Source organism: Psychrobacter sp. TS_SC_6, from assembly GCF_056156305.1.
In genome coordinates, this window is record NZ_CM149590.1 from 2,408,704 (window position 1) to 2,431,336 (window position 22,633).

General features: G+C 41.9%; 24 protein-coding genes and 1 tRNA gene. 13 read left to right on the forward strand and 12 right to left on the reverse strand.

What is annotated here, in order from left to right:
* Positions 1-142 precede the first annotated feature (142 nt).
* The 4 genes from AC0J5Y_RS10220 to AC0J5Y_RS10235 form a co-directional block, all read right to left on the reverse strand.
* Positions 143-895 carry an IS5 family transposase gene (locus AC0J5Y_RS10220; protein ID WP_475130150.1) on the reverse strand — a complete coding sequence of 251 codons (753 nt, stop codon included), beginning with the start codon at positions 893-895 and terminating at the stop codon, positions 143-145.
* A gap of 103 nt (positions 896-998) precedes the next feature.
* The gene (locus tag AC0J5Y_RS10225) at positions 999-1,748 is read right to left on the reverse strand and encodes a LysE family translocator (protein ID WP_475130584.1); all 750 of its coding nucleotides are present in this window, start codon (positions 1,746-1,748) and stop codon (positions 999-1,001) included.
* Positions 1,749-1,850: 102 nt separating this feature from the next.
* Entirely contained in the window at positions 1,851-3,104 is a 1,254-nt protein-coding gene (gene argE / locus AC0J5Y_RS10230; protein ID WP_475132156.1) for an acetylornithine deacetylase, read from the reverse strand.
* 126 nt (positions 3,105-3,230) lie between these two features.
* Positions 3,231-3,896, reverse strand: a complete 666-nt coding sequence (locus AC0J5Y_RS10235) for a UPF0149 family protein (RefSeq protein WP_475130585.1) — start codon at positions 3,894-3,896, stop codon at positions 3,231-3,233.
* 214 nt (positions 3,897-4,110) lie between these two features.
* On the opposite strand from AC0J5Y_RS10235, the gene AC0J5Y_RS10240 reads away from it, so the two are divergent.
* Positions 4,111-4,554, forward strand: coding sequence for a hypothetical protein (locus tag AC0J5Y_RS10240; RefSeq protein WP_011514369.1), 444 nt, complete (start codon positions 4,111-4,113; stop codon positions 4,552-4,554).
* 107 nt (positions 4,555-4,661) lie between these two features.
* Positions 4,662-5,120 (forward strand): cell division protein ZapA, encoded by a 459-nt coding sequence (locus AC0J5Y_RS10245; protein ID WP_475130586.1) that lies wholly within the window; start codon positions 4,662-4,664, stop codon positions 5,118-5,120.
* A gap of 95 nt (positions 5,121-5,215) precedes the next feature.
* Here the strand turns inward: AC0J5Y_RS10245 and AC0J5Y_RS10250 are convergent, their stop codons facing one another.
* The 4 genes from AC0J5Y_RS10250 to AC0J5Y_RS10265 form a co-directional block, all read right to left on the reverse strand.
* On the reverse strand, positions 5,216-5,542 hold the full coding sequence (locus tag AC0J5Y_RS10250; RefSeq protein ID WP_475130587.1) for a hypothetical protein: 327 nt from the start codon (positions 5,540-5,542) through the stop codon (positions 5,216-5,218).
* Positions 5,543-5,667: 125 nt separating this feature from the next.
* Positions 5,668-7,761: a glycine--tRNA ligase subunit beta gene (gene glyS / locus AC0J5Y_RS10255; RefSeq protein WP_475130588.1), complete on the reverse strand. Its 2,094-nt coding sequence runs from the start codon at positions 7,759-7,761 to the stop codon at positions 5,668-5,670.
* A 9-nt stretch (positions 7,762-7,770) separates the two neighbouring features.
* Positions 7,771-8,751 (reverse strand): glycine--tRNA ligase subunit alpha, encoded by a 981-nt coding sequence (glyQ, locus tag AC0J5Y_RS10260; protein WP_475132158.1) that lies wholly within the window; start codon positions 8,749-8,751, stop codon positions 7,771-7,773.
* Positions 8,752-9,193: 442 nt separating this feature from the next.
* A complete protein-coding gene (locus AC0J5Y_RS10265) occupies positions 9,194-9,406 on the reverse strand; it encodes a PspC domain-containing protein (RefSeq protein WP_475130589.1) in 213 nt (70 codons plus the stop codon).
* Between the two features lie 558 nt (positions 9,407-9,964).
* Between AC0J5Y_RS10265 and nadR the strand changes: the two genes are divergently transcribed.
* The 3 genes from nadR (at position 9,965) to AC0J5Y_RS10280 (ending at position 12,481) form a co-directional block, all read left to right on the forward strand.
* The gene (gene nadR / locus AC0J5Y_RS10270) at positions 9,965-11,011 is read left to right on the forward strand and encodes a multifunctional transcriptional regulator/nicotinamide-nucleotide adenylyltransferase/ribosylnicotinamide kinase NadR (RefSeq protein ID WP_475130590.1); all 1,047 of its coding nucleotides are present in this window, start codon (positions 9,965-9,967) and stop codon (positions 11,009-11,011) included.
* 61 nt (positions 11,012-11,072) lie between these two features.
* Complete coding sequence (pnuC, locus tag AC0J5Y_RS10275; RefSeq protein ID WP_475130591.1) at positions 11,073-11,834, forward strand: nicotinamide riboside transporter PnuC; 762 nt, start codon at positions 11,073-11,075, stop codon at positions 11,832-11,834.
* A 191-nt stretch (positions 11,835-12,025) separates the two neighbouring features.
* Positions 12,026-12,481, forward strand: a complete 456-nt coding sequence (locus AC0J5Y_RS10280; protein ID WP_475130592.1) for an Mpo1 family 2-hydroxy fatty acid dioxygenase — start codon at positions 12,026-12,028, stop codon at positions 12,479-12,481.
* A 201-nt stretch (positions 12,482-12,682) separates the two neighbouring features.
* On the opposite strand, the gene AC0J5Y_RS10285 is transcribed toward AC0J5Y_RS10280, so the two are convergent.
* Positions 12,683-12,757 (reverse strand) — tRNA-Gly (locus tag AC0J5Y_RS10285).
* A gap of 509 nt (positions 12,758-13,266) precedes the next feature.
* Here AC0J5Y_RS10285 and AC0J5Y_RS10290 point away from each other — a divergent pair.
* The 4 genes from AC0J5Y_RS10290 (at position 13,267) to AC0J5Y_RS10305 (ending at position 15,600) form a co-directional block, all read left to right on the forward strand.
* Positions 13,267-14,079 carry a M48 family metallopeptidase gene (locus AC0J5Y_RS10290; RefSeq protein WP_475130593.1) on the forward strand — a complete coding sequence of 271 codons (813 nt, stop codon included), beginning with the start codon at positions 13,267-13,269 and terminating at the stop codon, positions 14,077-14,079.
* Positions 14,080-14,286: 207 nt separating this feature from the next.
* Positions 14,287-14,631, forward strand: a complete 345-nt coding sequence (locus AC0J5Y_RS10295; protein WP_475130594.1) for a BolA family protein — start codon at positions 14,287-14,289, stop codon at positions 14,629-14,631.
* Positions 14,632-14,705: 74 nt separating this feature from the next.
* On the forward strand, positions 14,706-15,065 hold the full coding sequence (locus AC0J5Y_RS10300) for a SirB2 family protein (RefSeq protein ID WP_475130595.1): 360 nt from the start codon (positions 14,706-14,708) through the stop codon (positions 15,063-15,065).
* Positions 15,066-15,198: 133 nt separating this feature from the next.
* Positions 15,199-15,600 (forward strand): hypothetical protein, encoded by a 402-nt coding sequence (locus AC0J5Y_RS10305; RefSeq protein ID WP_475130596.1) that lies wholly within the window; start codon positions 15,199-15,201, stop codon positions 15,598-15,600.
* 112 nt (positions 15,601-15,712) lie between these two features.
* On the opposite strand, the gene trxA is transcribed toward AC0J5Y_RS10305, so the two are convergent.
* Positions 15,713-16,153, reverse strand: a complete 441-nt coding sequence (gene trxA / locus AC0J5Y_RS10310) for a thioredoxin (protein ID WP_475130597.1) — start codon at positions 16,151-16,153, stop codon at positions 15,713-15,715.
* A gap of 81 nt (positions 16,154-16,234) precedes the next feature.
* The gene (locus AC0J5Y_RS10315) at positions 16,235-17,107 is read right to left on the reverse strand and encodes an MBL fold metallo-hydrolase (RefSeq protein WP_475130598.1); all 873 of its coding nucleotides are present in this window, start codon (positions 17,105-17,107) and stop codon (positions 16,235-16,237) included.
* A 344-nt stretch (positions 17,108-17,451) separates the two neighbouring features.
* On the opposite strand from AC0J5Y_RS10315, the gene AC0J5Y_RS10320 reads away from it, so the two are divergent.
* The 4 genes from AC0J5Y_RS10320 (at position 17,452) to AC0J5Y_RS10335 (ending at position 20,487) form a co-directional block, all read left to right on the forward strand.
* Positions 17,452-17,742: an ArsR/SmtB family transcription factor gene (locus AC0J5Y_RS10320; RefSeq protein ID WP_475130599.1), complete on the forward strand. Its 291-nt coding sequence runs from the start codon at positions 17,452-17,454 to the stop codon at positions 17,740-17,742.
* A gap of 70 nt (positions 17,743-17,812) precedes the next feature.
* On the forward strand, positions 17,813-19,525 hold the full coding sequence (locus AC0J5Y_RS10325; protein ID WP_475130600.1) for a SulP family inorganic anion transporter: 1,713 nt from the start codon (positions 17,813-17,815) through the stop codon (positions 19,523-19,525).
* Positions 19,526-19,704: 179 nt separating this feature from the next.
* Positions 19,705-20,031: a protein tyrosine phosphatase family protein gene (locus AC0J5Y_RS10330; RefSeq protein ID WP_475130601.1), complete on the forward strand. Its 327-nt coding sequence runs from the start codon at positions 19,705-19,707 to the stop codon at positions 20,029-20,031.
* A gap of 123 nt (positions 20,032-20,154) precedes the next feature.
* Positions 20,155-20,487, forward strand: a complete 333-nt coding sequence (locus AC0J5Y_RS10335) for a protein tyrosine phosphatase family protein (protein WP_475130602.1) — start codon at positions 20,155-20,157, stop codon at positions 20,485-20,487.
* 228 nt (positions 20,488-20,715) lie between these two features.
* Here AC0J5Y_RS10335 and ahpF read toward each other — a convergent pair whose 3' ends face one another.
* The gene (gene ahpF / locus AC0J5Y_RS10340) at positions 20,716-22,293 is read right to left on the reverse strand and encodes an alkyl hydroperoxide reductase subunit F (RefSeq protein ID WP_475130603.1); all 1,578 of its coding nucleotides are present in this window, start codon (positions 22,291-22,293) and stop codon (positions 20,716-20,718) included.
* Positions 22,294-22,633: the final 340 nt, after the last annotated feature.

Genomic DNA, 22,633 nt, shown 5'->3' on the forward strand with positions numbered 1-22,633 from the left:
GATACAACACGTATTGCTGGTGCAAATTTTTCTTGCTTGCTGTGCCATTGCTGCCAGAGGCTGCAAAAAATTTACACCAGCAATACTGTAACGACTCTAAAGTATTTCAACTATATAGGAATAACTAGGGCGTGTTGAACATTCATAATTTGAGCCAAATATAAGCACAAGCGAGCGCCACCGTATTCTCATAACTCTGCTTGAGCTTATCAAATCTAGTGGCAACCGCCCTATACTGCTTTAGCTTAGCAAAGGCATTTTCTACTAAGTGGCGTACTTTATACAAGTCCCAGTCCATATGATCATTAGAGGACTTCGTGTTTGATCTTCTAGGGATGTTATCATGCGTCCCTGCTTGTTCAATATGGGCTCGTAGTGCATCAGAATCATAGCCTTTATCGGCACATAAAACCTCTGTATCGCTTAAATCTATCTTGTCTATTAAATCAGGTGCGACCTTAACATCATGGGTGGTACCATCTGATAAAATAAAGGTCAGTGGATTGCCATGAGCATCAACGGCTAAGTGAATCTTGGTCGCGCGTCCTGCCACACTTTTACTAATGGCTTGGGTGTTCTCATTACCACCACTACTGTGCTGATGCGCTTTGATATGAGTACCATCAATAAATACCCATTCACAGTCAGCGTCTTTGATTAATAAAGCAAACAGCGCAATCAGCTTATTACTCTTAAACCAGCGCTGGTAAGCTTTGTATATTGTATTAGGCTTGCCAAAGTAAGCTGGCAGATCCCGCCAAGGACAGCCAACACGCATACGATAAAGCACGCCTTCAACTGTATTTCTAAGATTTTCTTTGTCATAGATCTTAAGTTCTAGTAATATAGGTTTCAGTCTTGTCCAGTGTTCATCTTTGAGCATAGTGCGAGGCATAGCGAACGATATCTTTTTTGTGTCAGAACTTAAAGATTAACCGTTCGCTATTTTTTTTGCCATCAATTTCTATCCAATGTTCAACACGCCCTAATAGCAACTTTTAAATTATAAAACTATTGGACACATCAGCCAATAAAGTGGCAGCAATTAATATAAATATTATTCCGCAACCACGATTGAGCCAAGCCAAACGCTCACCAACATCTAACCACCCTGCCAGATTTTTGCCGCCTAATGTATATACTATCTGCCAAATCGTCTCACTTAGAAACAGTCCTAAGGTAAGCACAATATATTGCGGCCATAGCGGTGCACTAAAATTGATAAATTTAGGAAAGAAGGCTGCAAAAAATAAAATCGCTTTTGGGTTAGAGAGTGATACCCACATCCCTGTTCGAAATAGCATAGCATTACTAGGTGCCATCTTGACCGCAGCACTAGAGAGCGAGCGCGGCTTGAGTGGCTCAGATTTATGAACGCTATCAGAACGATTTGAGCTCGTTGCCAACTCTGTGCTAACTTCTTCGCTCATAGCATTGGCATCATTCATTAAGCTACTATTGCTGCCACTATCACGCCACGATGCAATGCCCAAATAGATAAGATAAATAGCACCGATTGTTTTAATGACCGTCAATAACCATGGCGACTGACGGCTAATGACATCCAATCCCAGTAGTGTCGAGAGCAACAGGATAAACAGCCCAAGACTGAGACCTGCCAGCGTCCATAATGTCCGCTTGACTCCGTAATTAATCCCATATTGAAATGCCAGTAGCATATTCGGACCCGGTGTCGCTGAGATAAAAAACGTACTTGCAAAAAATACCGCAAACAGATGCCAAGACATCAACCAACCCCTACTTTTTTATTTTAAACTGACTAAACGAAAAAATAAACACCGCCATAAAGACAGTGTTTATTATATCAACCACGATCGAAACCTTGCGGTTTATTTATCCATAGTACAACTTTCTAATAGACGCTGTAAGAAGCTATCACAGCGCTCAATCTCATTTAACTTAACATATTCATCAGCTTTATGCGCCTGCTCAATACTGCCGGGACCACAGATAATCGTTGGGATACCGCTATTAGTAAACTGCCCGCCTTCGGTAGCGTAAGCAACTTTATGACGCTTAGCATCCCCCGTCAGTGCCGCTATCAATGCTTGTAGCTCGGCACTATCATTATCTGTCATTGCTGGTACGCTTTCTTCTTGCATCAGCTCAATGCCGGTATCGGCAGCGCGCGCTTGCATCTGTGCCCTTAATTCTGCAACTTTTGCTTGAATCGGTAGTAGAATATCGTCCTGTGTCATGTGTGGTAGATTGCGATAATCAAAGGTAAACTCACACAGATTGGGCACAATATTGGTCGCTGTACCACCTTGTATGGTACCCACAGACAATGTCGAATAAGGGACATCGAACAGTGCGTCATTATCGTCACGATGGCTTATTTCTTCCGCCAAGGTGTCAACATAGCTAATCAAACGACTGGCATAACTGATGGCGTTCACACCTGTTGCTGTCAATGATGAGTGCGCAGATTTACCGTGGACGCGGCAGCGATAGACGGCAATGCCTTTATGCGCCACGACCATCGCCATATTGGTAGGTTCACCGACGATACAATAATCAGGGGTAATACCACGAGCTTTTAAGTCTGCCAAAATTAATGGCGCACCTAGACAGCCAACCTCTTCATCAAAGGATAAGGCCAAATGAAGAGGACGACTCAGCTGACCACTACTCGATAACTGTACCGCTTTTGGCAATAAAGTTAGCGCACACGCAATAAAGCCTTTCATATCGCAAGCACCGCGTCCATATAGCTTGTCACCACGAATCGTCGCAGTAAACGGCTCTGATGTCCATGCTTGACCATCAACTGGTACGACATCAGTATGCCCTGATAGCACCAAACCATGATTGATGATATCAGCACTGTTATTAGCATTGCCACCTGCTGCTACGGTGACAAATAAATTGGCTTTATTTTTGGCATTATTAAAGGTCAAATCTACGCTTAAGCCTAATTGCTCACAATAGTGTTGCACATCTTCAATCAATGCCAAATTTGAATGGCGACTGACCGTATCAAAAGCAATCAGCCTTGTAAGCCAGTCAAGGCTATTCGATGGATAATCATCTGCCTCCAAGGCTTCGGTAGCAAGCTCAATAGAGCGGCGCAAATGAATCATATCATCGGCTTTATCATCATTGTCAGTTATCATCTCAGTCTCCCTTTTATTGCCTTATAGCAAGTTACATTCCTTGTTAGGTTTTATAGTACCCCATATCTTCAAACCCTTTATGACAGATCTGACTTACGATGGATGATTCTGATTCATCACATCAATGACAGGTGGCATAGGTTTTGGCTTAGTATTAGAAGCCCTACCTTCTGATTGTAACTCTTTAGTGGTTTTGGCATCCATAGCCAGTCCCGCAATCAACGCAATGTCTTTCACAGGCTTACGCTGACGAGTGGCAAAGCTCACTGGTACCATACGGGCAAATTCATAAATGTACAAATATGACTCTTCGCCGCCTTCAAAATCTTCATCGTCTTCTAAACGAATGCCACCAATTTTTGCCAAATCGGTAAGCATCTCATTTTCTTCACTGCTCAGACGACAATCAGTGATACCAAAACCTGTCATAAAACCATTTGCCCACTGTTTCAATGCCATTACGCGCTCGTATAGGTCATGTTCATCATCTGGCACAAGCGGCGTATAGGAATAAGCATCATCCTTGTCTTTTAGCTGAAATACGGTGTCTTCGGCTTCTTCAGTCAGCAAGCTCAACGCTTCGTCAGGTAATGGCGCAAAACTCAGTTCTTCAAATACCTTGGCCCATACCTGTTCATCAGGCGCGTCACAAGCAGTCATCAGCCCAGTCATTAGACCATGTACCTCACTGATAGACACATCAGTCCAGTCGTCAAAAGCCTTTAACCATGTATTCCAGCCAGAGATATTGTCATTCATAATAGATGTCCTAATAATTGATGGTTAATGATTGCTTATAAAATAAAATCAGTACAATGTTATCGATGAGGCAGTGACTCATAAAAAATAAAGAGATCAAGCCCAACGCTGGTAATTACTTTGTTGGTATAGATATTATGCGGTCACCTATGGCATTATTAAACGCAGGCAACAACATTCATTTACGCTTATTTGTTAAGGATAAAAACTGACTATGTATGACCAACTTAGAATATTAGAAAAAATGATACTCGACATCAAAAAACAGTATCAGCTTGTCAGTGCTGAACTTAGCAGTCTCAAGCAACAACCATTAACTGACCCGAAAGAACTGAGTGCCCTAAAAACTAAGTTAGATAGCAGCTATACCGAACGCGATGGTGCCAAAAAACAATTTAATGATCTTGATAAACGCTACCAAAGCTTGGCTGAAGCGCACCATATGATCGGTGAAGAGCAAGATAAACTTCATAAGCAGATTGAGCTGCTAGCACAACAAAACCACGACCTAAAACAGCATAATAATGAATTAAAGCAGCAGTATAGCGATATAAAACAGCAAAACAGTGACTTAAAAAAGAAGAATGAATTGGCAGCGGAGCGTACACAAGTGGTATTACAACGCTTAACCCGTATTGATCAAACAGAAAGCCAGTAGTGTCTCATAGTCAAAAGTTAGCACTATTTTCGTTAATGAGGCTCACAAACGCTCACGATGACAGCATCCCTCTTCCACTTTATTGACCAGACATTGTAGGATTTATCATGACCGACAACCATAACAAAATCACTGAAAAACAGAAAAACAGCCCAGTAAAGAATGCTCAAGTAGAAACCAACCAAGTAAAAAATAATCAGGCACAGAAAACTTTATCAACTAATGCAAATACGCAAAGCAGCCCCATTGCTAAAGTAAATAGCGTACCTGAGCCGCAAATCAAGAAAGTCGATATTGCGATTGCTGGCATTACTTATCCTGTCTACTGCCCAGTACACGAACAAGAAGAGTTGCGTTCAGCGGTATCTTACATCAACGACTTTGCTTTAAATTTAAAAAGGGACGCACCAAGTCTTAGCCAAGAAAGCTTATTGGTATTATGCTGCCTAAATTTATATGAAAAAATCCAAACTCATGAAAGAGGTGAAGAAGATCGCGGACAACAGGATAAGCAGTCTATGGCTTTGCTAAACAAAGTTATTCAAGATGCCCACTCTATTTTATAAGCCAATGCAGTTCTTGATACTTATAAATATATCAAACGCTTAGTTTATGAAACTAAGCGTTTTTTTATGATCATTAGATAATGCTGTTTTTAGACTTATGGCTGATAAACCTTACCAGCATGAAAATCTGCTTGGTGTTCATAATTGCAAAAGAACAGCTCACCAGATGCTGATTTATCCATAATCTCTGATGCCATATTGGCATCAGCATCCGCGCTGACATCAATCGTTTTAGCGCTGACACTGCTTTCAAGCACGCCACGATATTCAGCCAAGCTATTGCCACAAAAGTCACACTGACGCGGTGTAATGACATCGCCTTTTTTGGGCATCATGCTTTTGGGCGCACGCGGGTACATGAACTTATAAAATCCCCACATCGAAACCCAGATAATGATGATGATAATAATAACAGCTAACACGGCAGCGCTCCTTCAAATATGGCTGAATACATTATAAACGTAACGATTCAGAATAGTCATATAAAAAACTGGCCACATTGAGCCAGTTTTTTTGCATCAAAATTCACAATCAAATGTGAGTAGAACTACAGCTGTAGCTCACTGATATCAGCCACGGTCAAGAATAACGCACGAACTTGCTTTAACAATGCCAAGCGATTGTTTTTGAGTGCTGCATCTTCGCTGTTGACCATCACACTGTCAAAAAACTGTGTCAACGGCTCATCTAAGCTAGCAAGGGTTTGCAATACTTGCGTATAGTCAGCCTGCTCAATTAATGGTTGTACCACTGTTTGTGCTTGCTTCACACTCGCATATAAATTTTGCTCAGCAGACTCAGATAACAACACTTCATCAACCGTGTCAGCAACGCTCACTTGTGACTTGGCTAATATATTGGCAACACGCTTGTTTGAATCAGCAAGCATCGACGCTTGAGGTAAGTCGCTAAAGGTTTGAACGGCGCGAATACGTTGATCAAAATCCAGCGGCATATGCGGGTTAATCGCTTGCACTGCCTGAATCGTATCGACGCTAACGCCCTGCTCCGTATACATCGCACGATAGCGCGAGTTCAAAAATGCCATCACTTGAGTAAAGGTATCGCCCATCTTGGCAATCTTGCTACCTTCCGCGGTACTATAGCCTTTGATGGCTTGCTCAACCAGCGCTACCAAGTTAATCGGTAGCTGCTTCTCAATCAAAATACGCAAAATACCAATGGCTGAGCGACGTAAGCTAAACGGATCTTTTGAGCCTGTCGGCGCTTGGTCAATCGCAAAAATACCGACGAGCGTATCCAAACGATCCGCTAGCGCTAAGCAAATGCCTATTGGCGTCTGTGGTAATACGTCACCGCTAAACTTAGGTAGGTACTGTTCTTCTAAACTTGCCGCAACTGCTTCTGGCTCATTATTCAAACGCGCATAATAAGTGCCTGCAATACCTTGTAATTCAGGATATTCACCGACCAATGAGCTTGCCAAATCCGCTTTGGACAAAATGCCTGCACGTACCGTTTCATCGATACTAATCTCACTACCTTGTTGTTGCATCAGAGCGGCAATAAAAGCTGCAAGCTTAGCAATGCGCTCAGATTTTTCCCAAATCGTACCTAGCTTGTCTTGGAACACGCGGGTTTTTAGGCTTTCTGTCAGCGCAAACAACGGCTGCTTTTGATCTTGTAAGAAGAAAAACTCTGCATCAGCCAAACGTGGACGCACAACTTTTTCATTACCTTCAATAATCTGATTCGGATCTTTTGATTCAATATTAGTGATAAAAATGAAATATGGCTGCAACTTCCCAGCCTTATCGGTTAAGCAAAAATACTTTTGATCCGCTTGCATGGTAGAGATAAGCGCTTCTTGCGGCACTTTTAAAAAACGCGCCTCAAAGCTTGCACGCAGGGCAATGGGGAAATCAACCAATGCGGTGACTTCATCTAATAAACTCTGCGGCACGATAGCGTCAGAACTAACCTCATCTGCCAATGCCTTGACTTGGTTTTTAATCAGCATTTGACGCTTATCAAAATCAGCCACGACTTTTAAACCATCAAGTAGTGGCTCATAATCATTGGCGTGTGCAATGTTATAGTAATCAGGGCTATGGAAGCGATGACCACGAGTTTGTGTCCCTGTCTGATGACCTTGAATAGTGGCATCAATGACAGCATCATCTTGCATCAAGACTGCCCACTGTACGGGACGCACGAACTCATTGCGGCTTGCGCCTGAACGCATACGTTTAGCAATCGGCAAATTATCAAGCGCGGTTTGAAAAATGGCGGGCAACAGCTCAGTGGTCGCTTGACCCTGAATCGTTTGCTCATAACCGATGTAATCACCTTTATCGGTATTGATAGTGGTCAACTCGCTGGCTTCAATACCCAAGCCTTTTGCAAAGCCCATCGCCGCACGGGTAGGATTACCATCGGCATCAAAAGCCGCTTTAATCGCAGGTCCACGTTTTTCCTCAGTACGATCCGGCTGTTTATCGCTAATGCCTTGAATCTGTATTGCTAAACGACGCGGTGCTGCAAAGGCTTTGATACTATCGAAGCTGATATTAGCGTCTGCTAATTGCTCGGTAACACTTTCTTGTAATGCGTCACGTAAAGGTTTTAGACTTTTTGGAGGCAGCTCTTCACACCCCAGTTCAAATAGAATAGTACTCATGGGATGCTCCTATTTATTATTGTTAGTTGATTGGTTTGTGTTTAATTCTTCAGTTGCCATGTCAGCGTCTTCTTTTGGCAAATACTTATCGAGCGCCGCTTGACGATGCGCCTCATCCGCCAACGGGAAGCCCAGCTTAGCGCGTGCTTCGACATAACCAAAGGCCACTTTCCGTGCTAGCGTACGTACTCGTAGGATAAAGCGCTGACGTTCGGTCACTGAAATCGCCCCACGAGCATCGAGCAAGTTAAAAGCATGTGAGGCTTTTAGTACCATCTCATAGGCTGGTAATGGCAAACCTTCAGCAACCAATTTATCGGCTTGCTGCTCATAAAAATCAAACATCTGACCCATCATTGGCACATCGGCATGTTCAAAGTTATAAGTTGATTGTTCAACTTCGTTTTGATGGAAAACATCACCGTAAGTGACACGGCCAAACTCACCATCTGCCCAAACCAAATCATATACGCTATCGACGCCTTGCACATACATTGCCAAGCGCTCAAGACCATAAGTAATCTCGCCAGTCACAGGGAAACATTCAATACCGCCTACTTGCTGGAAGTATGTAAACTGTGTGACTTCCATACCGTTTAGCCAAATCTCCCAACCAAGCCCCCATGCACCTAGCGTTGGCGATTCCCAGTTGTCTTCGACAAAACGTATATCATGTACCAATGGATCAATACCAATCGCCTCAAGTGAGCCTAAATACAGCTCTTGGATATTAGGCGGATTGGGCTTAAGCACCACTTGAAACTGATAATAATGTTGCAAGCGGTTTGGATTGTCACCGTAGCGACCATCGGTTGGGCGACGTGATGGCTGCACATAGGCTGCGTTCCAGCGCTCAGGACCTAATGAGCGCAAAAATGTTGCGGTATGAAACGTACCTGCGCCGACTTCCATATCATAAGGCTGTAAGATCACGCAGCCCTTATCCGCCCAATAATTCTGCAAGGTCATGATTAAATCTTGAAATGTCATCGGTTGAGAGTCTTTTTCTTGTGTCATCGAGGTTATCGCTTGTGATGTCATAGTTTGGATTGTCATAGTTTGGGGCCTCGTAATAAAGCCACTGTGGAATTAGTATTTTGAAATAAAATATTGATAGCGCTCGTATTGCCTATATGACAACGAGTCTATTTGACTGCTCACCTTACTAAAAATTGACTATTTTATCTATATTTACCTGAACTAAATTTATATATCAGGCAGAGATAGTAAATTTTTAAAGCAGTGAATGAATACAATCTAGGGCTAAAAACAGTCAGTACGATGAACAAAAAAATACCCAAATGCGTGAGCATTTGGGCAGGAGGAAAGGTATGTCTTGGGCATCCTGATTGTTCAGGCTTTTTGTTTTTTGGGGTATTGCAATTTCTTATTGAACTATTTTACTTTACCACTGCTCTTATAAATCAATCCTTTACTGATAAGACTGAGCATTTGCCTTCGGCATGATGATCCATAATATGATATAAATCAAAATACCAGGTACTGCGGCACTCAAAGTTGAGACAATAAAAAACAGTAATCTCACCCAAGTTGGTGACCAACCGACATATTCTGCAATGCCGCCCATCACGCCCGCTATCATGCGGTTATTCTGTGAACGATGTAATTTTGCTAGCTTAGCCAAATCAAATACCTCTTTTTATTATTTATCTTAGTATTACTCTTATGAACTGTTTTATGATTTATTATAAAGACGTTTTACGTTTGTCTTTAAACTTATGAATAAGTATAGCAATTATTTTTCTTATATCTGTTGACTGTGTAGACGTGCTTTGTGAATTTATGCTACTTAAGCTTACTAGAACCTCTCATTGATACCCGTAAATCTCTGATTTTAAATAGTTATTTCAAATTGTTTCAAAGGTGGCTTTGTTTCCCGGATATTACAACCTTTGTTACATGTGCTATATTCTTTAATGAAACCAAATGCTTAGACTTTATTATTCTATCTTAAAAATAATCGCTTATTTATGAAAATCACAATTTACGAAAACGAAAACGAAAACGAAAACGTAATAAGCAGATAAATCATTATTTTATTGATAAATACACCGTAAGATACGCACTATTTACAATAATCTACGGGTAAGTCCTCACTAATCTTTATACCATAATTATAACTACTAGAAACTTTAGATAACCAAAAATAAATTGCACTCAGTAAGTATGAATAAGGACAGCTATGTACGAGTCAGGATTGATGATTGGACATTTTGAGCCGCTACATTTGGGGCAAATGCGCAGTATATTGGATGCAGCAGGACAAGCAAAAAACTTACATCTTGTCATTATGACGCATCCATCGCCGCATCCAGATTTTAAAATTACGTTGCAAGATAAAGCGCGTTGGTTACAGATGGCTTGTGCTGATTTACCTTTTATCCATATTCATACTACTGATGAGATTGAGCTGCCAGTACATGAAAGCTTTGAAGATGTGACGATTGATATCACTGCCAGTAACGCTAAGCTGCGACATTTGATAGATGCGTTAAACTTGCCTACTGAAACTGTAGTATTTGTCGCAGAGAACCATCCGTTAGCACAGTCTGATATTTGTAAGCAGCTAATCATGCAGGTGGTCACAACACCGTTACAGCCTGACTTTGACTCTTATGCCATTGCACGAAATCCGGTTGCATATTGGACAGCATTACATCCGCAAGCACGCAGTGACTATACTAAGACGGTTGCTATTGTCGGCGGCGAAAGCTCAGGTAAGACGACATTGGTGCATAAGCTGGCCAATTATTATGGTGCTAGCTTTGCTCTTGAGATGGGACGGGTTTATGTCGGTACAGATTTGGGCGGCACCGAAATTGGACTACAATATAGCGATTATGGAGCGATTGCCTTGCACCATGCGCAAGCGATACGTGATGCAACAAGCATAGCCACGGCGCCAGTGACGATAATTGATACCGATTTTGTCACGACTCAAGCGTTTTGTGAAGAGTACGAGGGTCGCACCCATCCTTTTGTGGCTGCTTGTATCGATGAGTTTCGCTTAGACCATACAATTATGCTCGATAACAATGTGCCTTGGATTGATGATGGTATGCGCTCTTTGGGTACGCCTGAGGCACGTGGACGTTTTGAGGCGCGTCTATTGGATATTTTCGCCCGTCATGATATTAAGCCGCACATGATTGATCAATCAGATTATGAGGCGCGCTACCAGCAAGCCTTGTTATTTATCGACCAGTGTATTTATGGTCAAAAGACGTAAAAGATAACCCAAATTAAAAAAGCATCACCGACACCATTATTTATTTTAGGAATATAACGCCATGCGTATTCAGCTTCTGGACAATATCACTGGGAAATGGGCCATACAATGGACTGTCATCTGGTTCGTTTGCGGCGTGCTTGCCTTATCTACAGGGTTTTGGCTGACCACCGAACATACCATGCTCGATTGGTTTTACTTAGGCGTGTCTTTTATCGGACTGGTATGCGTGGTTTCATTATCCTTTCGTAAAAACATCTTAGGCAATGGCTTTGGTATGGGCGCCACAGCCGGTGAAGTGGTCGTACAAGCGACCTCTGGCGCTGTTGGTCTGATGCTTGCGCCTTTGTTCAATTTCTTTACCCACGTCTATGGTATTTTTTATTGGTCAAAGCATACTGATGCCGATGGTGATATGGTGCCCAAATCTGCGAGCAAATGGATTTGGCTACTGACCATTAGCTTCATGGTGATTGGACTTGCCTTATTCCCAACGGTAAATAATTTATTGGCAAGCTATGGTTATGCGGTCGTTGAAGACGACAACAGTAAATTTTTGGGCCTTATCTCTTTCTTTTGGATTAACGTCATTGCCTTTGTACTGTCTATTACCGCTCAGGCAGCGATGATTCTGCGCTATTCATTTAACTGGTGGTTATGGATTTTATCCAACTTCGTTTGGTTGACCGTAAACTTGATGTCAGGCAATTACATCTTTGCCATTCAGACCATGGTCTATCAAGTAAACTCGTTTGTCGGGCTCTATGAATGGTACCGCAGCGAGCAAGAATCGGTCGAGACACCAATACACATCAGAAAATAAAGACCAATAGGCCGATTTTATATGAAAAATAATGTGGCACTTCAGTTTGAGTATATGGAAGAATTTGAGATTAGAGTAGTTGACTCGGCGGTCTAACAGATAAAATGGCGAATTACTCAGATTAGTGCTACAACTGGTAGTCGTAAGTAACTTTATTTATCTATTAATCATTTACTAACAAGGAGGTTGGTATGTCTATCACTCAGAAAAAACGAATGTCCAAACGCACGCTTGAGCAATGGCTCAGTGAGTATTCAGTCAGTCATCAAAATCTTATCAATAAAAAAATCCATTGGCTCTGTGTTCCGGCTATTTTTGTCAGTCTGCTTGGGATGGGGATGTCGCTATCCGTTTGGTTTACCTTAATCATGAGTGCCTTGGTATTGTTATTTTATATGCGCTTATCAACGCCACTATTTATGGCAATGGGTATTTTTATTCTTATTTGTCTTTCAGCAATATCTCTATTCCCTTGGGGTTTTAAAGTTTGGGCGGCGGTCTTTGTGGTGGCATGGATTGGGCAGTTTATCGGTCATAAGCTTGAAGGTAAAAAACCTTCTTTTTTTGAAGATTTACAATTCTTGTTGATTGGTCCTGCATGGGTTGCAAATAGCTTAATGAGACGTAAGCGAGCTAGTGAATCATAGCTAAATCAGATAATGAGAGTCGATATTATTTTTAATTTGTAATGATTAATATTTGACTGAGTATCATGCCACTCTAGTCACTGTCACTGTCACTGTCACTGTGGATGCTGCTAACTGATTGCTAACCCAAATTTTAGACATAAAAAAAGCATCACTTCTTACTATAAGAAGTGATGCTTTAGTGCTCTTACAAGCCATATTTGGAGCGGGAAAAGAGATTCGAACTCTCGACCCCAACCTTGGCAAGGTTATGCTCTACCACTGAGCTATTCCCGCTTAGTATCAATCTATAGCGTTATTGCTAACAGCTACGTCTCGATAGGCTGGCTATTTTAGCAAATATTCTGAGCGTGTCAACAGGTTTTTTTAAATTTCTTATCACTACGACTGTCTTTCACTTGCTTTCAAGGTAGAATTTTCTTTAGACAATTGATTTTACAGTTTATTTTTTTAAGTTAAAAATACAAATATTTTTATAAATAATTCTTTTGTTGCTACCCTTATTACTAGCTTCAACCTGTTGTACTGATCATTGAACAAAATTATCAGTATCTTGACGGTTTATCTTACTTACAATCCTACCTTGTATTGTTACTTTTGCTCTACTGGCTTTCAACAGTTAACATTATTATACTTATGTACAAGAACAATTGAGGTAAAATTCTACTGTTTTGGTGGATTGGGAGCAGGAAATAGAACTTTAATAATAAACTTCCCTTATCTCTACTGTATCAATATTGCGTTTATTTAACTTTATATCCCCATCTATAGCGAGGACGTTTTTTATGAAAAAACTACTAACCACAACGGTCATGGCAGCTTCATTGTCGGCATTAACTTTAACTGGTTGTACTAGCACGACCAGCACAGGTGCGGTTGGCGTTGATCGTCAGCAGTTGCTACTCGTATCAAGTGAGCAAGTATTACAACTATCTGCCCAAAGCTATGCGAAAACACTACAAGACGCAAGATCAAAAGGTGTACTAGATACGAACACTGCTCAGCTAAATCGCTTGAAGAATATCTCTAGCCGTTTGGTCAATCAAGTTGGCGTCTATCGTCCTGATGCGGCAAAATGGCCATGGGAAGTACATACGATTAAATCTAACGACTTGAATGCTTTTGTGTTGCCAGGTGGTAAAATCATGTTTTACACAGGCATTATCGATCGTCTGAACTTAAGTGATGATGAAATCGCGGCGATTATGGGTCATGAGATGTCTCATGCCTTACGTGAGCATTCACGTGAGCGCCTATCGCGTCAATATGCAACTCAAACTGGTATCGGTGTCGCAGCCAGTATTTTTGGTCTGTCACAAGGACAAGCTCAGATTGCAAACGTCGCTGGTGACCTAGGTTTGAGCCGTCCGCATAGTCGTACCCAAGAAGCTGAGGCAGATCAAATCGGTCTTGAACTAATGGCACGTGCAGGCTACAACCCACAAGCCGCTATTACCTTGTGGCAAAAAATGCAGCGCGCCAGCCAAGGCGAGCCACCACAATTCTTAAGCACTCACCCCTCTAGTAGCAATCGTATCGCTGAGTTGCAGTCATTGATGCCAAAAGTAATGCCACTCTATCAAAGAGCACGTCGTTAATAGTGCTTTTTAGGCAGAATTTTGAAGTAGACACTCATAAGTCATGACAAGCAGAGCCCATATCATCATGTGGCGCTCTGCTTTTTTATACCTGTCACTCATAGAATGCATTCTATCAATACCATGCAGACTCGATATCGGTGTCTGCTATAATGGTGACGATATATTGTCTAACGATGATAAAGCTCAATAGAATAAAGGATTGTTATGACTACCATTACCTCTACCACCAGTAGCACCCCTATTGCCGACGCACTTAGTCAGCAGTTGCAAGAATTACACCCGCTGCATATGCAACTCGTTAACGAATCAGTGAATCATGCCGGTTACTTTGACGGTAAAGAGAGCCATTTTAAACTTATTATGGTCAGCGAAGCGTTTACAGGCAAGCGCTTGGTTGCCCGTCACCAAATGGTTTATCATCTAGTAGATGCATTGTTAACCTCAAAAGGCGGTCAAATCCATGCCTTAGCGATTCATGCCTATACACCGACAGAGTGGCAAGGTCAAAACCCTGATAGCCCGTTATGTGCCGGACAAAATAAAGGCTAAATGATATTTATTTTTTGCAATAAACAATCAAATGCTATCGATAAACACTATAATTTTAAAGGGAACCGTATTCAATGAAACATTTACATATGCTCATAGCGGTGCTGTTGATTGCGCTGTTTTTATATCAAAGCTATCTGGTATTAAGCGCAAATAAGCAAGCACCACGCATGGTCAAGATATCGTCGCACATCCTCTACGCTGTTATGATTCTTTCGGGTGTTGGTATGCTGATGCAATTGATGAGCGCCAATGCACCTGTACAATGGGTATTTGCCAAAATCATCTTGCTTGTGGCTGCTATCAGCGCCAGTATAAAAGCCTTTAATAATATTGCAACACCGAGCCAAAGAAAAACCGGTATCCTCATTGCTGGAGCAGCATATGTGGGTATTGTGATACTTGCCTTTACCAAACCGGGTAACTTATTCTGATAATTACTTAGATAATCATAAATACTCCTGCAATGAAGATGACGAAATATTCTATGTATTTTCAATATCTTAATGAGATTATTTTTGCTATCTTACATAAATAAAAACGCAATATTAGCCTACTGGAGCCGCTATGAAAACTTTTTCTGTAACAGCATTACTAGCAACCGCTGGCATTTTTGGTCTCTCAGGCTGTGCTTCTACGGGTAATATTACGCCGCAGTATATTCCGCCAAGCACCTATCAAAGCTATGATTGCCAAGCATTAAATCAAGAGTATGTCCGTGTTAATAGTTATGTGAATGCTGCCCGTAACGAGCAATCAACCTTATCATCGACAGGTGTGGGTGTTGGGGTATCTGCGGGACGCTGGGGAATTTCCCCTAACATCAGCTTTGGCGTTGGTCAAAGCAAAAATAATAAAGCTCGTGATGCCAAGTTATCGCGTCTATACGGCGAACGTGATGCGATTATCCAGTCAGCACGTATTCAGCGCTGTGGCTTTGCTAATGGCATCAAGATTTATGGTGAGTAGGCTAAAACTGCTTTGATTCATCCAGCATAATAAAAAAGCCAATACGTCTATCGCGTATTGGCTTTTTGTTGGATGCAACAAAGTCAGACTTATGAGACAGCATGTACCTCAATCATAACTGCTTTAAGCTTTGTACCCATTGTACGATTTGATGGCTTGGTAGCGCTCCCGACTGCCGCGCTATCTCTTTACCATTTTTAAATGCTACCATCGTTGGTAAGCTACGAATATTATAAGGTGCCGCTGCTTGCTCATATTTATCGGTTTGTATTTTAGCAAAGACCACATGCGGCAGTTGACCAGCCGCAGTTTTGAACTCTGGTGCCATCATAATACAAGGCTGACACCAGCTCGCCCAGAAGTCTACGATGGTCAGCACTTCATTTTTTTGAATAACTTTACTCACCGTTTGGGCACTCAATTCATGCGGCGTTGCAGTCAGTAAAAGCTTCGCACAATTACCGCAGTTTGGTGCAGCACTGAGTTTGGAATCTGGTACACGATTCGTTGCTTGGCAATGTGGGCATACTACATGAGCATTTTTTTTACTCATAATAAGACTCCGTTAAATTATCATAAATATGAAATCATCGTAAAAATGCATGAATTAGATAACACTGTGCTCATACGGTGTTTATTCCCCAAGGACATTGATAGGTACTTTTAGATAACGTGTACCATTATCCTCAGGTTTCGGAAAATGACCCGCATCGATATTGACTTGTACTGCTGGAATAATAAGCCTTGGCATCTCAAGATTGGCATCACGGCGCTCACGCATCTCTACAAACTCTGCTTCATTGATACCATCTTTTACATGAATATTGCCTAATTTTTGCGCAGCGACCGTCGTGGTTGGACAATGTTTACGACCCTTACTAGGATAGTCATGACAAAGATACATCATCGTATCTTCGGGCAATTCGAGCAATTTTGTAATCGATTGGTATAGAGTTTTCGCATCCCCACCTGGGAAGTCACAGCGCGCCGTACCCACATCAGGGGCAAATAAAGTATCACCGACAAACACCACGGTTTTTTCGTCGTCAGTGGCAAGATAAGCCATATCAGCACGCGTATGACCGGGGACATACATAGCAGTAATAGTAATGCCGCCTAGTGCTAACGTATCGCCATCATCAGTCAAAATATCAAACTGACCGGCATCGGTGCGAAAACTGGTATCAAAGTTAAAAATCTGCTTAAATATTTTTTGTACTTCAGTGATGTGTTGACCGATCACTAACTGCCCGCCAAGCGTCTCTTTGACATGAATAGCGGCCGATACATGGTCAGCATGAGCGTGAGTTTCGATGATATAGATGAGCTCCCAACCATGCTCTTTGACAAACTCAATCACTTCATTGACGCTCGTTGTACTCGTACGTCCTGACTTGCCATCAAAATCCAATACAGGATCAATAATCGCGCATACTTGCTGCTCAGCATCGGCGAGCACATGGGTATAGGTTTCTGTATCGCTATGTAAGAATGAATGAACTTGCATGGCTACTCTCCATTTTTATAGGAATGTTTCAATTTTCGATGAATTGTTACGTATAATAGGACAATATCTATCGTCTTTAAAATAGGTCTATTAATTGGCTATGAGCATCAATATAGCAATTATTCTATAATATATCAGTTTATATAATGTAAATAATGATAACTTGCTATAAATGGCGATATAATTGATAATCGACCCTATACAGTTATATACAATTTTTCCATTTATATTTTTATCTCTTATCTAAGGAGCTCGCTCTGATCACTTCTACCTCAGTACTGAGCACATTTGATACCAATGGTGACAACAATGACGGCTTTGCACCAAAAGACCTGGCTGAAAAAATGCAGCAAGCATCGATGCAAGCCAGCCAACTGCTTAAATCACTCTCGCATCCTGATCGCTTGCTCCTCCTCTGTCAGCTAACTCAAGGAGAGTATTGCGTCAGCGAGCTTGAAAGCTTAGTTGGTGTTGGGCAGCCAAGCTTATCGCAGCAGCTTGGTATTTTGCGTAAAGATAAGCTAGTGACGACACGCCGTGAAGGCAAGCAAATTTACTATAGAATCACCAGTGATGATGCATTAGCCGTACTAGAGCTGCTATATCAGCGTTTTTGTGCCCCTGCTAAGGCATAAATGATTGGCTAAATCTCGTTGATTAAACTCTGGTGTTAATGAACATTTTTTATTGTGAGGACGTACTGCTATGCCCTCTATCGCCACTCGACTGATACCTGTTTGGTTACGTCAATACCAGCTGTCTGCCCTGTCAACTGATATCATTGCAGGGATAGTCGTTGGTGTGCTCGTGATTCCGCAAAGCTTGGGTTATGCGGTCTTGGCAGGCTTGCCTCCGGTCTATGGCTTATACGCGGCTATCGTACCTGTGGCGGTATATGCGTGGCTCGGCTCTAGTAGTGTACAAGCCGTCGGACCTGCTGCTGTGACCGCTATTATGACTGCAAGCGCGCTGCACCCTTATGCAGACAAGGGCGCTGAGCAGTATGTCTTGATGGCAGCCCTCCTAGCACTGATGATGGGTGCGATTTTGTGGCTGGCAGGAAAGCTGCAATTGGGCTGGATTATGCAGTTTATCAGCCGTGGCGTCTCTGCTGGGTTTATTAGTGGTGCCGCTGTACTTATCTTTATAAGCCAGCTTAAATATTTAACCGGCATACCCATTTCAGGCGATGGCTTAATCGGTTATTTATCGAGCATGCAGATGTATGCCAATCAGCTGCATCTGTTGACGCTATTGATTGGTATCAGCGCCTTTGCACTCATGCTTCTTAATCGCTATGGTAAAAAATGGGTTTGGCAGTCTTGGTTATCCGCCTCTTATGCGAAATGGGCAGAGCGCCTGTTTCCTCTTATACTGCTGACCGCTGCAATCGCGCTCAGTATCGTTTTACACTGGACGACAAGCGGTGTGGCAACGATTGGTAATGTACCGAAAGGACTGCCAAGCTTTACAGCGCCATATCTGCCAGACTTTCATGAAGCGCTCAATTTATTACCGACTGCAGGACTGATGGCGCTGATTGCATTTGTATCAAGCAGCTCTGTTGCTAGCACTTATGCACGTTTGCGCGGTGAGCTATTTGATGCCAATCGCGAGCTGACAGGGCTTGGACTGGCGAATGTTGCCGGTAGTTTTTTTCAAAGCTTTCCTATCGCTGGTGGCTTTTCGCGTACGGCTATCAATGTCGATTCAGGTGCCAAAACGCCTTTAGCGAGCTTGGTCACAGTGTTAGTTATGATAGCTGCCTTGATAGCATTTGGGTATCTGCTTGCCCCGCTGCCCTATGCAATCTTGGGCGCAACCATCATGGCAGCTATCATCGGTCTTATTGACATAGCGACGTTGAAATCGGCATGGCACCGTGACCGCTTAGATGCCGCGAGCTTTATCGCCGCTTTCGCCGGTGTATTGATATTTGGGCTGAATACGGGGCTCGTGATTGGACTGATGGTGTCATTTGCCAGTCTCATTTGGCAATCAAGCAAACCGCATGTGGCCATTGTGGGCCAACTGGCCGGTACGGAGCACTTTCGTAATATTAATCGTCATGACGTACTGACCTTTCATAATCTGTTGATGCTGCGTATTGATGAGAGTTTGTTTTTTGGTAATAGCGAATCGGTACATCGTCTCGTGGTACAAGCTACGCGTCAATACCCAGAGGCAAGCGAGATTATTCTTATCATGTCGGCAGTCAATCATATTGATTTTACCGGACAAGAGATGCTGATCAGCTTAAACCAAGAGCTATTAAATCAAAATAAGCAGTTGAGCTTTAGCTTTATTAAGGGTCCTGTCATGGACATCATTGAACATACACCAGTGATTACTGATTTATCGGGACACGTTTATTTAAGCACTATGGATGCAGTTAACGGTTTAAAAGACACTCATTAACGGCCTTTGCGCTACTTATAAGGCTAAGAATAATTATTGGCTGTCTATAACATATAGATATGACAAAAGCTGTGTTATGCTAAATTATTAGGGCTAGTGAAGAATAAATACTAGCCTGTAGCGCTTTTTTGAACTCATTATATCCTCTACTTTTTTTATAACCTTTATTGATATTATTTATGACCGATGACTTGACCATTTATAAGCAAATTTACCCAAGCCAATGTATCAAAATTGCAGAGCTTGGCTACCGCTCTGTACTCAATATTCGTCCTGACGCTGAGGTTGATTCGCAGCCTAATAGCTGTGACTTTAGCAGTGCAACGGCGAAAGCCAATTTGAATTATCAGCATTTACCCTTTGATGATGAGCGCTTGAGTATGGCGACTGTGGAGCAGTTTGCTACTTTTTATCGTACGATGCCAAAACCCATATTGATGTTTTGTGGTACGGGCGCACGTGCCAAACTGTTGTACCAAAGCGCATTGATGCAAGGGCTGCTATAGGCGTTGATATAAAAAGGCAATAAAGCTTACATATTTTATCTTTAGAAAATTATCGATTGCGCTTAGGCTTTGTATTCTTGTACTACCCATTTAATTTTAATATAAAAAATAAAAGGAGCTCTTATGAGCCATCAATTGAGTATTACCGGACAAATCACCCCTGACCAAGTACCGATGATTGCAGAAAATGGTTTTAAAACCATTATTAACAATCGTCCAGATGGTGAAGAACCGAACCAGCCAACCAGTGCTGAGATTGCTGCTGCCGCTGAAAAAGCAGGACTGGCTTATAAAGAAGTGTCCTTTGCTGGTAGTGAGCTCAATCAGAACCACGTTGAAGAATTTGCTGACTTTTTTAATCAAGCCGAGCAACCAATGTTGATATTTTGCCGTACGGGCAATCGCTCAACTGGCATCTATGAAGCGGCTAAGCGCATGGATTTGCTAGACGACTGATATCATAATCAATAATCTAAAGCAATAATCCAAGAAGCCCATATAAACATATGGGCGTCAGTACATTACCAGTCATTGCCCTACCCGCCGCGCTATATGGCATGCTGGTGTATATGATTGCGTTGCTTATTATTTTTTTATTAGGAATAAAAACTGAGTAACAAGCATAAAAAAACCATCTCAACCAATTATTCGAGATGGTTTTTCATAATTACTATTTCTTTAAATTTAATGCATAACCAAATATTCAAACGCTGACAATGCCGCTTTTGAACCTTCGCCCATTGCAATATTAATCTGCTTAAAGGGTACAGTCGTAACATCACCACAAGCAAAGATGCCTTTGCGATCTGTACGGCAGCGCTCATCAATTTCAATCTCACCAAAGCGGTTTAAATCGATGAAGCCTTTAACGAACCCAGTATTGGGTATCAAGCCAATCTGTACAAACACCCCTGCAACATCAAGCTCTTTATTCTCGCTACTATTGCGATCTTGATAGACAATAGATGATACTTTACCATCAGTCGCTTTAATTTCTTGGGTCGCTGCACTGGTAATGATATCGATATTCGCCTTTTCTTTGGCTTTATTAATCAATACCTGATCCGCTTTCAAATCATCAGCAAACTCAAGGACGGTCACATGCTTCACGATACCAGCAAGGTCTAATGCCGCTTCGATACCAGAGTTACCACCACCGACGACGGCAATATCTTTACCTTTGAAGAATGGACCATCACAGTGCGCACAAAAAGCCACGCCTTTACCGATGTTTTCTTCTTCGCCAGCGACCCCAAGCTTACGCCACTGAGCACCAGTCGCCAAGATAATACTGCGCGTCTCAAAGGTCTCACCAGTATTTAGATGAATGCGATAGTTTTCATCAGCTGTCTCACTAATCTCTTTGACACTGACATGCTCTTTAAGCGTGATGTTATATTCGCGCAAATGCTTCTCAAAGTTCGCTGACAGCTCGCCACCTGTCGTTAAAGGTACTGAGATTAAGTTTTCAATATCCTGCGTATCTTTTACTTGCCCGCCAATACGGTCAGCGACTATGGTGACTTTTAAACCTTTACGAGCGGTATAAATCGCTGCAGCAACCCCCGCAGGACCTGCACCAATAATCGTCACATCTTGCTGCTCTAACTGCTCAGCGTCGTCGTCCGTTTCTGATAATAAGTCAGGGAACTGCTCTTGCAACTTGCCAATCAATTTTGCTGTATCGATAAGACCATTAGCAAACGGCTTACCATTTAAAAATACCGCTGGTACACCTTGGATGTTGTTCGCTTCTACTTGTTCTTGGAATAACGCACCATCGATCATCTCATTGCTGATGTCATCGTTCAGTAACGCAAACTGATTCAGCGCTTGCACAACTTCTGGGCAGCTATGGCAAGAGAGCGATACGTAAGTCTGAAATTGTAGCGGCTTATTGAAACGCTTGATCAGCTTTTGAATGCCTTCATCCAGTTTCAACGTATGACCACCAGCTTGCAAAATTGCCAATATCAGCGAGGTAAACTCGTGCCCACCAGGAATACCACTAAAGACAATACCCGTATCCGTCAAAGCACCATCGATGTGACTACGCACAGCAAAACTAATTGGACTTGGTAAGCTGTCATCCGTTGCTGTGGCATCAAAATTAATCTTATCTGTCGTACCAGCGATTTTGCTCAAAAAATCAATCAACTCAGCACGCTTGCTATGCTCGCCACTACCTAAGATAAAGCTAATTGGGCGGGTCATATTTACACTATAGCTCTTTACTGCATCTAATAAGCTTTGGTCTATCATAATTGTTCCTTGTTATTATCGAATATGTAACGTCAGCATCAGTACTGCGCGTTTAAATGAGTAAAAGTCATATGCCAATACTGCTATTTATACGTGGCATATAATCTTTGATACGTCTATTATCAAAGGTTTGAGAGTATTGAGCAAGCGGATAAACTCAAACCTTATGTTTTATAAAACCTATCATAGATCAATATTTTTATTTAATTTCAAAATTACTTCTAAATGATAATCAATACTAACTATAGTATCTAAGTATTTTTTTCGCTACAATCGAGTGAAGCGGATAGAAGAATTCTATGCGTGTTATGGCAGATTTACTTTTATAAGTATTCGATAA

Coding starts and splice junctions, on each gene's coding strand:
- AC0J5Y_RS10220 (WP_475130150.1), bottom strand. CDS start 895: ATGCCTCGCACTATGCTCAAAGATGAACACTGGACAAGACTGAAACCT.
- AC0J5Y_RS10305 (WP_475130596.1), top strand. CDS start 15,199: ATGAAAACTTTTTCTGTAACAGCATTACTAGCAACCGCTGGCATTTTT.
- nadR (WP_475130590.1), top strand. CDS start 9,965: ATGTACGAGTCAGGATTGATGATTGGACATTTTGAGCCGCTACATTTG.
- AC0J5Y_RS10240 (WP_011514369.1), top strand. CDS start 4,111: ATGTATGACCAACTTAGAATATTAGAAAAAATGATACTCGACATCAAA.
- glyQ (WP_475132158.1), bottom strand. CDS start 8,751: ATGACATTTCAAGATTTAATCATGACCTTGCAGAATTATTGGGCGGAT.
- AC0J5Y_RS10225 (WP_475130584.1), bottom strand. CDS start 1,748: ATGTCTTGGCATCTGTTTGCGGTATTTTTTGCAAGTACGTTTTTTATC.
- AC0J5Y_RS10280 (WP_475130592.1), top strand. CDS start 12,026: ATGTCTATCACTCAGAAAAAACGAATGTCCAAACGCACGCTTGAGCAA.
- AC0J5Y_RS10335 (WP_475130602.1), top strand. CDS start 20,155: ATGAGCCATCAATTGAGTATTACCGGACAAATCACCCCTGACCAAGTA.
- AC0J5Y_RS10235 (WP_475130585.1), bottom strand. CDS start 3,896: ATGAATGACAATATCTCTGGCTGGAATACATGGTTAAAGGCTTTTGAC.
- AC0J5Y_RS10325 (WP_475130600.1), top strand. CDS start 17,813: ATGCCCTCTATCGCCACTCGACTGATACCTGTTTGGTTACGTCAATAC.
- trxA (WP_475130597.1), bottom strand. CDS start 16,153: ATGAGTAAAAAAAATGCTCATGTAGTATGCCCACATTGCCAAGCAACG.
- AC0J5Y_RS10245 (WP_475130586.1), top strand. CDS start 4,662: ATGACCGACAACCATAACAAAATCACTGAAAAACAGAAAAACAGCCCA.
- glyS (WP_475130588.1), bottom strand. CDS start 7,761: ATGAGTACTATTCTATTTGAACTGGGGTGTGAAGAGCTGCCTCCAAAA.
- AC0J5Y_RS10330 (WP_475130601.1), top strand. CDS start 19,705: ATGACCGATGACTTGACCATTTATAAGCAAATTTACCCAAGCCAATGT.
- AC0J5Y_RS10300 (WP_475130595.1), top strand. CDS start 14,706: ATGAAACATTTACATATGCTCATAGCGGTGCTGTTGATTGCGCTGTTT.
- AC0J5Y_RS10315 (WP_475130598.1), bottom strand. CDS start 17,107: ATGCAAGTTCATTCATTCTTACATAGCGATACAGAAACCTATACCCAT.
- AC0J5Y_RS10320 (WP_475130599.1), top strand. CDS start 17,452: ATGCAGCAAGCATCGATGCAAGCCAGCCAACTGCTTAAATCACTCTCG.
- ahpF (WP_475130603.1), bottom strand. CDS start 22,293: ATGATAGACCAAAGCTTATTAGATGCAGTAAAGAGCTATAGTGTAAAT.
- AC0J5Y_RS10295 (WP_475130594.1), top strand. CDS start 14,287: ATGACTACCATTACCTCTACCACCAGTAGCACCCCTATTGCCGACGCA.
- AC0J5Y_RS10290 (WP_475130593.1), top strand. CDS start 13,267: ATGAAAAAACTACTAACCACAACGGTCATGGCAGCTTCATTGTCGGCA.
- pnuC (WP_475130591.1), top strand. CDS start 11,073: ATGCGTATTCAGCTTCTGGACAATATCACTGGGAAATGGGCCATACAA.
- argE (WP_475132156.1), bottom strand. CDS start 3,104: ATGATTCATTTGCGCCGCTCTATTGAGCTTGCTACCGAAGCCTTGGAG.